The organism is Bacteroides sp. 43_46 (assembly GCF_001915455.1).
In the GTDB taxonomy this organism is placed as follows: Bacteria; Bacteroidota; Bacteroidia; order Bacteroidales; family Bacteroidaceae; genus Bacteroides; species Bacteroides caccae.
The window spans coordinates 54319-69764 of record NZ_MNQN01000103.1; the positions used below are offsets into that span (position 1 = coordinate 54319).

At 42.4% G+C, this 15446-nt stretch carries 13 protein-coding genes; 6 read left to right on the plus strand and 7 right to left on the minus strand.

From position 1 onward, the window contains the following. Positions 1 to 19 precede the first annotated feature (19 nt). From BHV72_RS09375 to BHV72_RS09385, 3 genes are all read right to left on the minus strand, one after another. Entirely contained in the window at positions 20 to 1177 is a 1158-nt protein-coding gene (locus tag BHV72_RS09375) for an MFS transporter (RefSeq protein WP_022041446.1), read from the minus strand. An 8-nt stretch (positions 1178 to 1185) separates the two neighbouring features. Further along, complete coding sequence (gene panB, locus BHV72_RS09380; protein ID WP_005676105.1) at positions 1186 to 2007, minus strand: 3-methyl-2-oxobutanoate hydroxymethyltransferase; 822 nt, start codon at positions 2005 to 2007, stop codon at positions 1186 to 1188. A gap of 184 nt (positions 2008 to 2191) precedes the next feature. Continuing rightward, on the minus strand, positions 2192 to 2839 hold the full coding sequence (locus BHV72_RS09385; protein ID WP_286855626.1) for an HAD family hydrolase: 648 nt from the start codon (positions 2837 to 2839) through the stop codon (positions 2192 to 2194). Between the two features lie 154 nt (positions 2840 to 2993). Between BHV72_RS09385 and BHV72_RS09390 the strand changes: the two genes are divergently transcribed. Beyond that, entirely contained in the window at positions 2994 to 4352 is a 1359-nt protein-coding gene (locus BHV72_RS09390; protein WP_022041443.1) for an MATE family efflux transporter, read from the plus strand. Between the two features lie 31 nt (positions 4353 to 4383). Here BHV72_RS09390 and BHV72_RS09395 read toward each other — a convergent pair whose 3' ends face one another. Genes BHV72_RS09395 through BHV72_RS09405 form a run of 3 tightly spaced genes read right to left on the minus strand, consistent with a single transcriptional unit; the run spans position 4384 to position 9716 of the window. Then, positions 4384 to 6708 (minus strand): ABC transporter permease, encoded by a 2325-nt coding sequence (locus BHV72_RS09395; RefSeq protein WP_149921967.1) that lies wholly within the window; start codon positions 6706 to 6708, stop codon positions 4384 to 4386. A 14-nt stretch (positions 6709 to 6722) separates the two neighbouring features. Next, positions 6723 to 7397, minus strand: a complete 675-nt coding sequence (locus BHV72_RS09400; protein WP_005676109.1) for an ABC transporter ATP-binding protein — start codon at positions 7395 to 7397, stop codon at positions 6723 to 6725. A 36-nt stretch (positions 7398 to 7433) separates the two neighbouring features. After that, the gene (locus BHV72_RS09405) at positions 7434 to 9716 is read right to left on the minus strand and encodes an ABC transporter permease (RefSeq protein ID WP_005680916.1); all 2283 of its coding nucleotides are present in this window, start codon (positions 9714 to 9716) and stop codon (positions 7434 to 7436) included. Between the two features lie 297 nt (positions 9717 to 10013). On the opposite strand from BHV72_RS09405, the gene BHV72_RS09410 reads away from it, so the two are divergent. The 3 genes from BHV72_RS09410 (at position 10014) to BHV72_RS09420 (ending at position 12532) form a co-directional block, all read left to right on the plus strand. After that, the gene (locus BHV72_RS09410; protein WP_122134550.1) at positions 10014 to 10817 is read left to right on the plus strand and encodes a metallophosphoesterase family protein; all 804 of its coding nucleotides are present in this window, start codon (positions 10014 to 10016) and stop codon (positions 10815 to 10817) included. Beyond that, positions 10798 to 11601 (plus strand): hypothetical protein, encoded by an 804-nt coding sequence (locus BHV72_RS09415; RefSeq protein ID WP_032838089.1) that lies wholly within the window; start codon positions 10798 to 10800, stop codon positions 11599 to 11601. Before BHV72_RS09410 ends, BHV72_RS09415 begins: the two co-directional genes overlap by 20 nt. 151 nt (positions 11602 to 11752) lie before the next feature. Next, positions 11753 to 12532, plus strand: a complete 780-nt coding sequence (locus BHV72_RS09420) for a Cof-type HAD-IIB family hydrolase (protein ID WP_122295207.1) — start codon at positions 11753 to 11755, stop codon at positions 12530 to 12532. 47 nt (positions 12533 to 12579) lie between these two features. Here BHV72_RS09420 and BHV72_RS19650 read toward each other — a convergent pair whose 3' ends face one another. Further along, positions 12580 to 12798, minus strand: a complete 219-nt coding sequence (locus BHV72_RS19650; protein ID WP_122295261.1) for a flavodoxin — start codon at positions 12796 to 12798, stop codon at positions 12580 to 12582. Here BHV72_RS19650 and BHV72_RS09425 point away from each other — a divergent pair. Both BHV72_RS09425 and BHV72_RS09430 read left to right on the plus strand, forming a co-directional pair. Further along, positions 12780 to 14123 carry a sigma-54-dependent transcriptional regulator gene (locus BHV72_RS09425; RefSeq protein WP_022041438.1) on the plus strand — a complete coding sequence of 448 codons (1344 nt, stop codon included), beginning with the start codon at positions 12780 to 12782 and terminating at the stop codon, positions 14121 to 14123. The genes BHV72_RS19650 and BHV72_RS09425 overlap by 19 nt on opposite strands. Then, the gene (locus tag BHV72_RS09430; protein WP_005680912.1) at positions 14120 to 15436 is read left to right on the plus strand and encodes a sensor histidine kinase; all 1317 of its coding nucleotides are present in this window, start codon (positions 14120 to 14122) and stop codon (positions 15434 to 15436) included. The genes BHV72_RS09425 and BHV72_RS09430 overlap by 4 nt, the downstream gene beginning before the upstream one ends. The last annotated feature ends 10 nt before the right edge of the window (positions 15437 to 15446 follow it).

Genomic DNA, 15446 nt, shown 5'->3' on the forward strand with positions numbered 1-15446 from the left:
CCATAGGGATAATGAGGCCTTATCTCACTTTCTTTTTGATATAATATGGATACGTTATCAGCACAAAGAACAGTAAGGCGACCGAAGCAACGATTTGTCCTATGTAAAACATTTGATCGGTATCCGTATCCATATAGCACGCAACAGCAATTCCAAGTGTAATGCCGGCTTCACCAGCCAACAGATGAGTTGTATTGGCCGTACCCCGTTGACAATGGTGAGACAGTTTTACGAACATCACCAGAAATTCCGGCATTATCAGTCCTAATCCCAATCCCAGCAGAACGGAAGAAATACCGCTAGAATAACCTGCTTTCAACAGGCAGATTGCCAGTATCTCCAATCCGAGTCCCATAATCACCAACCTCAGCGTTTTCTCTTTCAGGATAAACAAGCGAGCGATAACCAGGGAAGCCAGATAGCCCATTCCCACTCCGGCGAAAAAGGGCATAGATACACCCGTATCTCCCAGTACGATATCGTTGAGGGAAGGATGTACAAGCGGAATCAGTAACCCCGGTATAAACGTTATCAGGATCAGGTTGATGGCAGGAACCCACCCGCGAAGCAGCAGAAAGCGGTCGAATGAATACAGCTTAGTGACAAACGGTGCACGAAAGGGAACATAAACACCGGCTACTGTCAGAATCCCCAAAGCACCAGTAGTAACGGATACCGTTAGCAAAGTCTTAAATGCATAGTGTTGGTCGAACCAGACGCCGAGGATAATTCCGAGAATCATTCCCAGTCGTGCTATCCATGAAAAACTGACGTTTCCGGCACTACGAAGCGTAGAGTTCGTAATGTCAATGGCTAGCGTAATTCCTGCGGTAGTAGCGATACCGAATGCCAGTCCCTGCACGGTGCTCAGCAGGATAAGTTCCGTAATGTTTGTCACAAAAGCATAACCTACCGTTGCCGCTACCATAAGGGCAAAAGAAAACAGGCATACATTCTTACGTTTGTATGCATCTACCAGATAGGCATGGAAAGGACCGATAAGGAACATTCCCAGCGTGAAAAAGAGAAAGATAACCCCTGTCTCCGTCACCGGCAATCCGAGACGTTCCGACATTTCAATGGGAAGCACCGGAAACAACACGTACAAGGATATAAACAACAGCAAATTAGCTACACATATCCGCATAAAATGTACTGTCCACAATTTAACTGCCATATATTATCTTAATATTGTTCCTTCTCGTTGGGGAAGTAGCAATTCTTCACGTCGGATACGTAACGGCTGATCGCGTCGGTCATTACCGTGTATAAATCGGCATAACGGCGAAGGAAACGCGGACGGAATCCGTTGTTCATCCCAAGCATATCCTGAATAACCAATACCTGACCGTCTACATGACCACCGGCACCAATACCGATAATAGGGATTGTCAGTTCGGCAGCTACACGTTCGGCAAGAGTAGCGGGAATCTTTTCGAGAACAATGGCGAAACAACCCGCTTCTTCAAGCAGATGAGCGTCACGAATCAGTTTGTCCGCTTCAGCATCGTCCTTGGCACGCACAGTATAGGTTCCGTATTTATTGATTGACTGCGGCATTAGTCCCAAGTGTCCCATGACCGGAATGCCTGCACTGATAATACGTTTCACCGTGTCGATGATTTCTTCTCCACCTTCCAGTTTCAATGCGTCTGCATGGCTTTCTTTCATAATACGGATAGCAGAAGCAAGGCCTTCCATTTCATTTCCCTGATAGGAACCGAAAGGCATATCGACTACCACCATAGCACGTTTTACTCCGCGAACCACGGATTTAGCATGATAAATCATCTGGTCGAGAGTGATAGGCAATGTAGTCACATTACCCGCCATTACATTAGAAGCAGAGTCGCCTACAAGGATTACATCCATTCCCGCACCGTCTACAATTTGTGCCATAGTGTAATCATACGCAGTAAGCATAGATATTTTTTCGCCTCTCTGTTTCATTTCAACCAGGCGATGAGTAGTCACTTTTCTTGTATCATCTGATATATAACCAGCCATGTCTTTTAAATTTTAAATTAAAAACTAAAGTACCATAATAGCGTCGGACGCTATCAAAAATTGCGGCAAAGTTATAACATTTAATTCATAACTGGGAAAGAAAAACAAGAAATCCTTTCAATCGTTCTCTAAAATTGCCTTGCAACGATTAAAAGGATAAACTGAAATATTGTAGGAAATAGCGTTAACGTTGCATCGTAAGCAATTTTTCGTAGGTCATTTCCGCAAAGTCATCTATTATATAGTGTGCTTTTCCGGTAATGGCCTTTCGTGTGTTAGTAGTGGCGAGACCGATAACGGTAGCACCGGATGTCATTCCGGCTTGCAACCCGTGGAAAGAGTCTTCAAATACGTAGGTGTTTTCGGGAGTCGCACTGAATACTTCCATACCCAACAGGAAACAATCGGGAGCAGGCTTGGAATGGGCGAACATCTCGCCGGTCAGGATTCGGTCTACCATTCCTTTAAATTCGGGGTGAGCGTTATAAACATTCTGCATCTTATCTTCATTGGAACTGGTCACCACCGCTATCTTTGCACCATGACGGCGAAGGTCAGCGATAAAAGCTTCTACACCGGGAATATATTCGTAGGACATCGCTTTCTCAAAGAGATTGAGGCGGGCGGTTATTTCTTCCTGAGCTTCCGGTTTGTCCGAGAAATATTTCTCATAGATTTGTGTCAATGTTTGCCCTTTAATACAGCGGCCGAAGTCTTCTTCCCCTAGGTACTTATGCCCTTGCTCGTTCCAAAAGACAGTATACTGGGTTTCGGTGTCCATAATCACACCGTCAAAATCGAATAATACTGCAATTATTTTTGTTGTATCCATAGCTAAACTTTCTTTTTACCTTAAACGTTAAACCTTGTGTATTGACTTGTGCAAAGTTCCGAATAATCATCGAATCAGGCAAATTATTCGTACCTTTGCACTACTTAAAAAAACGTAACTTTCGTTTTTCATCCAACATTAAAGATTCAGACGCATGAGTAAAAACGACCCGCATATATTAGGAAAAGAGAGTATCGGCAAACTGCTGTTGCAGTATTCTATCCCTGCCATTATCGGGATGACAATTACTTCTATCTACAATATTATTGACAGCATATTCATCGGGCACGGTGTAGGCGCCATGGCTATCGCCGGACTGGCGGTGAGTTTCCCTCTGATGAATCTGGTGGTTGCCTTCTGTACACTTGTTTCTGCCGGAGGTTCCACGCTCGCATCTATCCGGCTAGGGCAGAAAGATATGAAAGGGGCTACGGAAATCCTGTCGCACACGTTAATGCTTTGTATCACCAATTCTTTCTTTTTCGGAATATTGTCTTTTATCTTCCTCGATGATATACTGGTCTTTTTCGGTGCCAGCGCAGATACGCTGCCTTATGCCCGCAGCTTTATGCAGGTTATTTTATTAGGAACACCGATCACGTATACGATGATCGGGCTGAATAACGTGATGCGTGCCACCGGATATCCGAAGAAGGCTATGATTACTTCCATGGCAACGGTGCTCTCCAACATCATCCTCGCTCCTATCTTTATCTTTCACTTTGAATGGGGAATGCGGGGAGCTGCCACGGCAACAGTCATTTCACAGTTGATCGGTATGGTGTGGGTAGTGAGCCATTTCTTCAAGCAGGACAGTACGGTACATTTTGAAGGGAAGGTATGGAAGATGAAGCGTAGAATCGTCGGCAATATCTTCGCTATCGGCATGTCGCCGTTCCTGATGAATGTATGTGCTTGTGTCATAGTAATCATTATCAATAACAGTCTACAAAATCATGGAGGCGATATGGCTATCGGGGCATATGGTATTATCAACCGGTTACTAACGCTTTATGTAATGATTGTGCTCGGATTAACTATGGGAATGCAGCCTATTGTAGGCTACAACTTCGGAGCACAGAAGATAGACCGGGTGAAACAGACGTTGAAACTGGGAATTGTTTCGGGGGTGGTTATCACCAGTAGCGGATTCTTTATCTGTGAACTTTTTCCCCATGCAGTATCGGCCATTTTCACAGACAGCGATCATTTGATCGATCTTGCCGTCGACGGGCTTCGCATCACGGTGATTATGTTCCCATTCGTAGGAGCACAAATTGTTATCGGTAACTTCTTCCAAAGCATCGGCAAGGCTAAAATAAGTATTTTCCTGTCGTTGACACGGCAGTTGCTTTATTTGTTGCCTTGTTTGTTACTTTTCCCTAATTGGTGGGGATTGAAGGGGATCTGGATTAGTATGCCGGTGTCGGATGCGTTGGCATTTATCACGGCGGTAGTCAGTTTAATAATCTATATCAAGAAGGTTTCCAAACAACATCCGATAGCAGAATAAGGTAGTATCTACCCTATTCTGCCTGTTATTTCTATTCGGTTTTGATACTCTTTACCGGATTTTCATTGGCAATATACCATGCTTTGAGTACCACACAAAGTATAATCAGCAATTGAACAAATAAGGCTGTACCTATAAAAAGTAACGGATTCAAATCAATCTGTTCTGCAAACTGGTCGAGCCATGCCCGTCCTGCAAAATAAGACACAGCCGTACCTATCAGGATAGAAATGACGGAAACGCAAAGAATATCGCGTGTCAGTAACCTCAAGATGTGTGAGGCTTCTGCTCCGTTCACCTTCCGGATAGCTATCTCTTTGCTCCGGCGTTGAGTTTCATCGTTTACATAGCCAATCAGTCCCATGATGACAATCAGCAGAATGAAAGCAGAAGTAATCCAGACGGAATTGCGGAAACGATACACATCTTTATATACACCTTTTATTATATCATCAACCAAGACAAAGCGTAAAGCGACATTCGGGAATGTATTTTCCATAAACTTATTCAGACGTTTCAGATTTTCACTATAAGGTTCTTTCAGGCGAACATTGAATGCATGATTCGCATGATACTTCTCATCTCCGATCAGCGCAATGGGAGACTGGGGTGAATAAAAGCTAGTGTTGCGGATATCCCGGAAAACACCTACAATCGTTCCCGGAACGTCATTCAACCGCTTCCCCACTGCACCGTCGGTCCACTTCATCAGGCGCACCACTTCTTCATTTACCAGCAGATCGTCCTGCTTTTTCAAATCAGTTCCTTCTATTATTTTGATACCCATTACTTCAGGATAATTATAATGGCAATAGTTGAAATTGAGTGTAGTAATCCGTTTACCCTCGTTATTCATCAGCCCTCGTGTCCAATACTCGCCAAGCACACTATTCGCTGCAACCGTTACTCCCTCTACCATGGGTTGGCGGCGCAATTCATCCTTTATATGCGCTACCGTCTTTCCGGGAAGCCAACTTTCGGCTTGAGTCAAACCAGGCACAACGATCCCCATATCTCGGTTCATAAGATGACTGTATTGTAATAAAGTGACCAATAGTAACCCCAAAACGAAAGATACTCCTGTAAATTGCACAAATAGCAGAGAGCGTTTCCAACCTTTCTTTCCGTCGGTATACCGACGGAACACTTGCGTGACGGGAATACGTGAAAATAGTCGTCCCGGCATGCCGCCCGCCACGATGAAAAGTACAAGGATAGTGAGTAACGGCACCCATAATGTTTCCCATGTAAAAAGCGAAGAAAGCCGGACAGAAAGTAAATCTTCAATCAAGCCACGTGTATTGAAAATCAGTAAGAAGCTAAGTAATACGGAGATAATGACAAGGACTCCTGTCTCTACCAGAAACATATTGAAGATATTGGTCGAACTAGCTCCATTACATTTATGTACACCTACTCCTTTCGCACGGCGGCTCAAAGTGGCAATGGATATCAACATATAATTCATGATTGCTACAAAGAAAACAGCAAAGCCGAGGAATCCGTAAATAGCCAGCCGTTTCTGTACTTCAGGAGAGGACAAATGACGCTTCACCAGTGGGATAGCACTAAATTCAACTTTCCAGCCGTCCAGATCCAAAGACGTATATTTTTTAATCACTCGCTGAATATTACTGTTCACCTTATCAATATCCGAAGCATCGCGTAAACGGAGAAAAGCATAAAAGACATCATTTCCTCTCCAACCTGCTCCTCCCTGATAACCACCGTTCCGATGAACAGACACAACAAAGTCGTGAACGAGCATCGTATTTTCCGGTACGTCCTTATATATGCCACGAATGGTAAAGTCATGTCGTTTATCTGCCGAAAGCACCTTTCCTATAGGATTTTCATCCCCAAATATTCTACGGGCAAAGCTTTGAGATACAAAAACGCTTCCGGGCATAATCATATCTTTGGGGGTTCCTTTCAGTACCGGTATGCCGAAGGTCTGAAAGAAACAAGTGTCTCCGTAAATGTAATTTATATCAGATAGCAGTTTATCTTCATAATAAATACTAAAACCTGTTTGAGGAAGTACACAACTGGCTGTTTCTATTTCATCGGGCATATCTTGCGCCAAAGTAGCTGCCACCACATCAAAGACGGTATAATCATAGCTATTTTCTCCATCATCCCCTCTTGTCTCTCCTGTACTGGCATTTGTCATCTGACACCGCACAAGAGCCAGACGTTCCGCTTCCGGATAGCATTGTTCATAGCTCAGTTCAAAGGCTATTTGTGAGAAAAGCAGCACACCAATGGTAAGACCTAAAGAGAGGGATATTACTCTTATGATATTCGACCCGCATTCGCGTAACAATGTGCATAAAGTATAGTAGATTTGTCTCATTGTCGATTTCTCATTTAGGCTGTTACACTCGCTACAATACTTCCATCGAACAAATGTACAGTGCGATGAGCAAAACTCGCATCATGCTGTGAGTGAGTCACCATAATAATTGTAGTTCCTTCCTTATTCAGTTCTGTCAGCAGGTTCATTACTTCGGCACCATTCTTTGAATCAAGGTTACCCGTAGGCTCATCGGCAAGAATTAGTTTAGGATTGGTGACAACCGCACGGGCGATTGCCACACGTTGTTGCTGCCCGCCGGAGAGTTGTTGCGGGAAGTGTTTGGCACGGTGGCTGATGTTCATCCGTTTCAGAATATCTTCTACCATTCGGCGACGTTCGGAAGATTTTAGTCCCAGATAAGTAAGCGGAAGTTCCACGTTTTCATAAACATTCAATTCGTCTATCAGATTGAAACTCTGAAATACAAAACCTAACTTACCCTTACGCATATGAGTACGTTCTTTCTCTTTCAGCCCGGCAACTTCCTGCCCCATTAACTGATAGGAGCCTTCGGTAGGATTATCCAAAAGTCCGAGGATATTCAACAAAGTGGATTTACCACAGCCCGAGGGTCCCATAATAGCTACGAACTCTCCTTCTTTTACTTCTAGATTTACATGATTCAATGCAACCGTCTCCACTTCGGAAGTACGGAATACTTTACTGATGTTTTCGATTTGTATCATTTTTCTCAATTATATTTTAAATTCATTATATTTCAATTATTCATTCGCTATGCTGTTCACCGGATTCTCATTAGCAACTTCCCATGCTTTAAGTATTACACAAACTAGTATCACAACTAATACAAACGCTATGACTCCGGCAAATAACCAAATACTCAGATTGACGGATTCACTAAATTGTTCCAACCATTTCATACCTATCCAATAGGCCAGTCCTGCACCGATAAGCACCGCCGGAAGGGCTGTCCACAATACGTTTGCGGAAAACAATTTCAATATGCCACAAGTATCCGCACCATTCACTTTTCGGATAGCAATCTCTTTCCTGCAAAAACGAATCTCGTCACCGACATATCCCAACAATCCCATTAAAGCTATAAAGAAAATAGAGATTGACGCCAAAAGTACTGCATTCCGAAAACGTGTAATATCCGTATATTGCTCATCCAGCTTTTGAGTCAGCGAATAAAAGATAATGTCTTCTGTTGGAAAAGTTTCCGCCATTAATGCATTCAGTTTCTTCAGGTTCTCATCAAAAGGCTCTTTCAATCGTACGTAATGAAGCCCCGGGTTAGAATCACTACCGCTTCCCAACAGTAATACCGGATACTGAGGATGATATACACTTTGAACAGAGAAATTCTTCATTACGCCAACGATTGTAACTTCCTTTCCCCATATAGACAACTGTTTCCCTATCGGCTCATCCGTCCATCCGGCCCGACGTACAAACTCTTCATTCACTAAGGCCTCTTTTGGAGATGTTACATTTTTGCCATGTAATATCTGTATTTTCATCATAGGCACAAAATCATCTCCGATCCACTCAAACCGGCCTTTGATAGTCCGTCCTTCCCCCACATTGAACACCTCTCCCGACCAACTTCTCCAGATGGCCTGCTGACCTACCCCATGTTCCTCAACCATAGGCAAATTCATAAAAAAACTCTTGGCATTTTGCCGGTTACTGCCCAGCTTCTTCCAACCCATTACCACGCGTTCGGGATTATATCCCAAATCTTTGTTCATCGCCATGTGATATTGGCAGAATACAACCATAAGAAAACCTAAAATAAAAGTCATACCGGCAAATTGGATAAACAACAACGGACGTTTCCAAGATGTCTTACGTTCTGCATAACGTCGAAAAACTTGCGTTACAGGAATTGATGCGAATATGCTTGCCGGTATGGCGCCCGCCAAGATAAAAACAACCAAAAGTACGGTCAACGGTACCCAAAGTGTCTGCCACGTAAAAAGTGAACTTAAACGTATACCGGCAATTTCTTCCACAAACTCCCGAAACTGAAAAATGAGCAACATCGTCAGCAATACTGAAATGAAAAGAACAAGAGCTGTCTCTGTCAGAAACATTCTAAAAATACTGTTATCTGTTGCACCACAACATTTGTGTACTCCGATAGACTTTGCCCTCCTGGCTAAAGATGAAACGGCAATGAGCACATAATCAAAAGCTGCAATCAACAAGATTGCAATCCCTAGCACGGACATCATTAATATCATAAGCCGTACTGTCGGATCTGCCGTATGATATTCTAATAAAGGACGGAAAGAAAAACGATGAGATTTCTTTTTATTCGAGGAGTCAGCCATGTATTTCTTAAGCATATCAGGTATTCGTGCTTCTACCGCCTTTATATCTTTAGCAGGATCGCGAAAGCGAATAATCGACATATAACTGATATCATATCCCCAGCCCCCACGAGCCAGATTCCACAACTTGCTCATCGGTACCACTACATCAAAATGTATATCTGCGTTTTCACCCATATCTTCAAAGACACCACGTATGCTCATCGGCTCTTTGCGGTCAACGGATAAAGTCTTGCCTATAACACTTTCCAAACTGTTCCCTTCTCTTATTTTTTCCGCCAACGAACGGGATATGAATAAAACATCAGGACGGGTTAGTTCTTCTGCCTTACCGATTAACAGTTTTAAACCCAATGTGGAAAACAAATGTTCGTCAGCATATATCGTAGACTCCGTTAGGCGAACATTTCCATTATAAAAAACATTTGTTCCCATGTCCCTCAATATGGTGGCATCCTCCACTTCTTTCGGGAAGTTCTCACGCATAGCCGCTGAAAAAGGACCATAAGTAAAAGGTCCATCCATATATGTGACATATAACTGCTCCGACTGAGGACAAAAATTATAGTAACTCAACTGGAAAGCAACACAGGAAAACAATAAGATACCAACAAATATCCCCAATGTCATTGAGATAATCTTGATAATATTCACACCTCGTTCATGGAGCAACGTTTGAATCGTATAATAAAAGTGTCTCATCATTAATTTATTTTGTTATATCTTCAATTTGAAAAACAGAAAGTATGCCAAAGTCATCTTTTCACTCATTATCAACCAGTTATACTATTCAACATCAGATAGTTTTTGTCTAATAATTAGACAGTGATGTCTAATTATTAGACAAAGATCAATAGTTCAGTTCTTTCTCATAAAGAATCGAAAGTAGATATTTCCGCCTCTTTATTGTTCTTTTTTTCCTATTTATCATAAGTAATCATCGTTATCTCATTTGAAAACTCTATCTTCGCATCAAGTTTTCAATAACTAAATATTTTATTTATGTTAAACAAGAATTTATTCACTCTTCTGTCCTGTCTGCTTCTGACCGGGTGTGGTATGATCGACTATCATCCCTATGATGTGCGTATCAGTGGAGAGACAGATGTAAACGCTCATAACATTGAACAAATAGAAACTGACTGTAAAGGTAAAAAGACAATCCGCTTTGTCACTATGGGCGACTCACAACGGTGGTACGATGAAACGGAGGATTTCGTAAAAGCAATCAATAAGAGAAATGATATCGACTTCGTTATTCATGGCGGAGATATGAGTGACTTCGGAGTTACTAAAGAATTTCTTTGGCAACGGGATATTATGAACGGATTGAGTGTTCCCTATGTAACCCTCATAGGAAACCATGATTGTCTGGGTACGGGGGCAGAAACGTACAAAGCGATATTCGGTCCTACCAACTTCTCCTTTATTGCCGGTGATGTGAAATTCGTTTGTCTCAATACGAATGCATTGGAATATGATTACTCAGAACCTGTACCGGATTTCACCTTTATGGAAAATGAACTGACAAACAGGACAGATGAATTTAACAAAACAGTCATAAGTATGCATGCACGACCGTATACAGACGTATTCAATGACAATGTAGTAAAAATGTTCCAGCATTATGTCAAACAATATCCCGGAATTCAGTTTTGCACTGCCGCCCATACTCATCACTATCGGGATGATGTGATTTTTGATGACGGCATACACTATGTTACCAGTGACAGCATGGACAAGCGTACTTACCTGGTATTTACCATAACCCCGGAGAAATATGAATATGAACTGGTTAAATATTAAATACATCGGACGGGCAGGACTGATAATTATCCTGTTATTCTTTACCTGTCCAAGTTCAGCTACTTGTAAAACAGATACAGTTATCAATACATACAAGCGCGATTCATTATATTTTGCAGTAAAAGCTGACTCAATTATCGCCTTTCATACAGGAGACTCTTTGTTTACTATCATCAAGGCAGACACTGTGCTACCCGTTATACCCAAAGCTGTAAAGAGAACCGGTTATGACAATCGGGTACATCGCTTCCGCAAAAACTGGGAACGGATTATCCCGACTCATGCTAAAATCCAATATGCCGGAAACATGGGATTGCTCTCCTTCGGTACAGGGTGGGATTACGGAAAACGGAATCAATGGGAAACAGATATATTGCTCGGATTCATCCCGAAATATTCGTCGAAAAAGACAAAAGTGACAATGACACTGAAACAGAACTATATGCCCTGGAGTATTAATATAGGAAAAGGATTCTCGACGGAACCTCTTGCCTGCGGACTCTACCTGAACACTGTCTTCGGAGATCAGTTCTGGGTAAACGAACCGGACCGTTATCCTAAAGGGTATTATGGATTTTCGAGCAAAGTACGTATTCATATTTATATGGGACAACGACTGACTTATGACATTGACCCGCAACGCAGATTTTTAGCTAAGTCGGTTACTTTTTTCTATGAAATAAGTACTTGTGACCTTTATCTGGTTAGTGCCGTACAAAACAGTTATCTCCGCCCCCGTGATTATTTGAGCTTATCTTTCGGATTAAAGTTCCAATGGCTATAAAATATTTTTCGTAAATTTGGAAAATTTTTCAAACCTCCTAAAACAAAGGAGGTTTGAAAGAAAGGCTAAAATCGAGGTAACGCAGTCAAACCATTTTGATTCTTGACTGCCAAATCTGTAGTATCACAATAAAAAAAAGAAAGGACGTAAAATGAAGACTAAAGCGATTTTTCTTGATGTGGACGGAACTCTAATCAGTTTCAAAACACATAAAATACCACAAACAACGATTGATGCCCTAAATCAGGTACATAACAATGGCATTAAGATTATTATAGCAACAGGCAGAGTGGCGACAGACCTTGGCGAACTGGACGCCATCCCGTATGATGCGGTCGTCTCACTGAACGGTTCCCATTGCCTGCTCCGTGACGGCACTGAAATCACTTCCCGCCAAATCAGTCATGAAGATTTCAGAAAAGTCCGTAATCTTGCAGAAAAATATGGTTTCCCTTTGGCATTGGAAGTAGATAAAGGAATATTTGTCAATTATGTAAATGATACCGTTATAGCACTTTCCGAACTTACCAATCATCCGATTCCTCTGGTTGTGGACATAGACAAGGAATTTAATGAGTGTAAGTGTCGCCAACTTTGCATTTATTGTGGTGAAGATGTAGAGAAGGAAATTATGACGCAACTTCCCAACTTGACTGTTTCGCGTTGGAATCCGTATTTCGCAGATGTGAATGTTGCCGATACGAACAAGGCTTCAGGAATGGCTGATATGGCAGATTATTTAGGTTTTTCTTTGGATGAAAGCATGGCATTCGGAGACGGTGGCAACGATATACCCATGCTCCGTGCGGCAGGAACCGGTATTGCGATGGGCGGCGCATCGGATTTGATCAAGAACTATGCCGACTATGTTACAGACGATGTGGACGAGGACGGCATTTATAATGCCCTAGCTCATTTTGGGATAATTTAGGTCAAATATTTATTTAACCATGACAACACAGTTTTTCTGGCCTGTTCCTATGATTTTTGTGCTATTGTTCCCCGTATTGCCAATCCTTTCAATATAGTAGCTCCGCTACATGCTTCTTTCAGATGATTTTCTGTGTCGGACAGGCCACTTCCTTCATGGGTATAAAAAGGAATTACTATTTGTCCCTTCTCATTCGGCTTTTCCAGAGATTTTTCCGTAAGTTTGTACCTGATAAACTTAATCGAATATGAGCAAATCGGGAACAATCATCATTGTAGACGACAACAAAGGAGTACTGACTGCCGTAGAGATCTTGCTGAAAAGTTATTTTTCAAAGGTCGTCACACTTTCTTCACCTGTCACCCTCATCACTGTGATGCAGGAAGAAATGCCGGAAGTGATATTGTTGGATATGAACTTCACTTCGGGAATCAATACCGGTAATGAAGGTTTGTTCTGGTTGCACGAGATAAAGAAAGTACGTCCGGAACTTCCCATCGTACTCTTTACTGCATACGCCGACATTGAACTCGCTATCCGGGGAATCAAGGAAGGAGCGACGGATTTCATCGTGAAACCCTGGAACAACCAAAAACTGGTAGAGACTTTACAAACCGCCGCACAGTCTGTGAGAAACGGGAAAAAAGGAGGAGCAAGAAAGGAATCCGCCGGTGTCCAGCCGATATATTGGGGAGAAAGTAAAGCCATGCAACAACTCCGAATGTTGATTGAAAAGGTTGCCGTTACAGATGCCAACATCCTGATTACAGGTGAAAACGGAACAGGGAAAGAAATTCTGGCACGAGAAATCCATGCGCTTTCCAATCGACGACAAAAGGAAATGATTGCCGTAGATATGGGAGCTATCACTGAGTCACTATTCGAAAGTGAACTTTTCGGCCATGTGAAAGGTTCTTTCACAGATGCGCATACCGACCGGACAGGTAAGTTCGAAGCCGCAGATAAAAGTACGTTATTCCTTGACGAGATAGGAAACTTGCCCTATCATCTGCAAGCCAAACTGCTGACTGCCATTCAACGAAGAAGCATCGTGCGAGTGGGAAGCAATAGCCCGATGCCGATCGACATCCGCCTGATTTGTGCCACCAACCGTAATTTGCAAGAAATGGTAGATAACGGAGAATTCCGGGAAGATTTACTCTATCGTATCAATACAATCCATATAGAGATACCTTCGCTCCGGGAACGGAAAGAAGATATTATTCCTCTTGCCGAAAGGTTCATGATCCGCTTCTGCAAGCAATACGACAAAGAGCCGATGAAATTCAGTTCTGCGGCAAAAGAAAAACTGTCAATACATCCTTGGTACGGAAATATCCGTGAGCTGGAGCACGTTATTGAGAAAGTTGTCATCATTAACGATGAGCCGCTGATTCCTGCTGAGATCCTTCAATTATCTTCCCGGAAAATAGAATCTCCGGAAAGAAACATCTCCACTTTAGAAGATATGGAGAAACAAATGATACGGAAAGCATTGGAGGCTTGTGCCGGAAATTTGTCGGCAGTAGCCACCCAGTTAGGAATTACTCGGCAGACACTTTATAACAAGATGAAAAAATTCGGATTATGAACCGGTATCTTCAATATATAACACGGCAGTACTGGTTCAGAGTCGTATTGACAGTACTCGTTTGTACAGTCACCGTCCGTTTCGGTATCCTTCAATCTTATACATGGTTTGGAGTCTGTATTTGCCTTTTAATCCTATGCATATTATGGCAAATCCGACTTTACCGTACCCACGTCAAACAGGTACTTTTTATGATTGATGCATTGGAAAATAATGATAATTCCTTTCACTTCCCTGAAGAATACGGTACTCCGGAAAGCAGGCAGATCAATCAGGCACTCAACCGGGTGGGACACATTTTATACAATGTAAAAGCAGAAACAGCTCAACAAGAGAAGTATTACGAATTGATACTCGACTTCGTGAGTACGGGATTATTAGTGCTCAATGACAATGGAGCTGTATATCAGAAGAATAAAGAAGCACTCCGGCTTCTGGGACTCAACATATTCACACATATCCGCCAGTTAAGTAAAGTAGACGCTACACTCATGGAAAAAATGGAAAACTGCCGCCCGGGGGATAAACTACAAGTCATGTTTCATAACGAACGGGGAACAGTCAATCTATCCATACGTGTTTCGGAAATTAATGTTCATAAAGAGCATTTGCGTATCCTGGCTCTGAATGATATCAACATCGAACTGGATGAAAAAGAGATCGATTCATGGATTCGGTTAACTCGTGTACTCACCCATGAAATTATGAACTCCGTCACTCCTATCACCTCGTTAAGTGATACACTTTTGTCCATGGTGAAAGATAAAGACGAAGAAATCAGCCATGGCTTGCAGACTATCAGTACCACCGGCAAAGGCTTGCTTTCTTTTGTCGAATCTTACCGAAAATTCACACGTATCCCGACTCCGGAGCCTTCTTTGTTTTATTTGAAAGCATTCATCGAACGAATGGTCGAACTGACCCGGCACCAGAATCCGTGTAATCATATTACTTTCCATACAGAGGTTATTCCCGCCGACCTGATCCTCCATGCAGACGAGAATCTCATTTCACAAGTCGTTATCAATCTTCTGAAAAACGCAGTGCAGGCAATCGGCAATCAGCCCGGCGGACGCATTGCGATACAGGCTCACTGCAACGACGCGGAAGAAGTACTGATTGAGATAAAAAACAATGGCCCTGCTATCCCTCCTGAAATTGCGGAACATATATTCATCCCTTTCTTTACGACCAAAGAAAGAGGAAGCGGAATCGGACTAAGCATCTCCCGCCAGATTATGAGGCTTTCGGGTGGTAGCCTAACATTGATTCCGGATGATAAAGAGACTAAGTTCATATTAAAATTCAAATAACAGAGTAGCC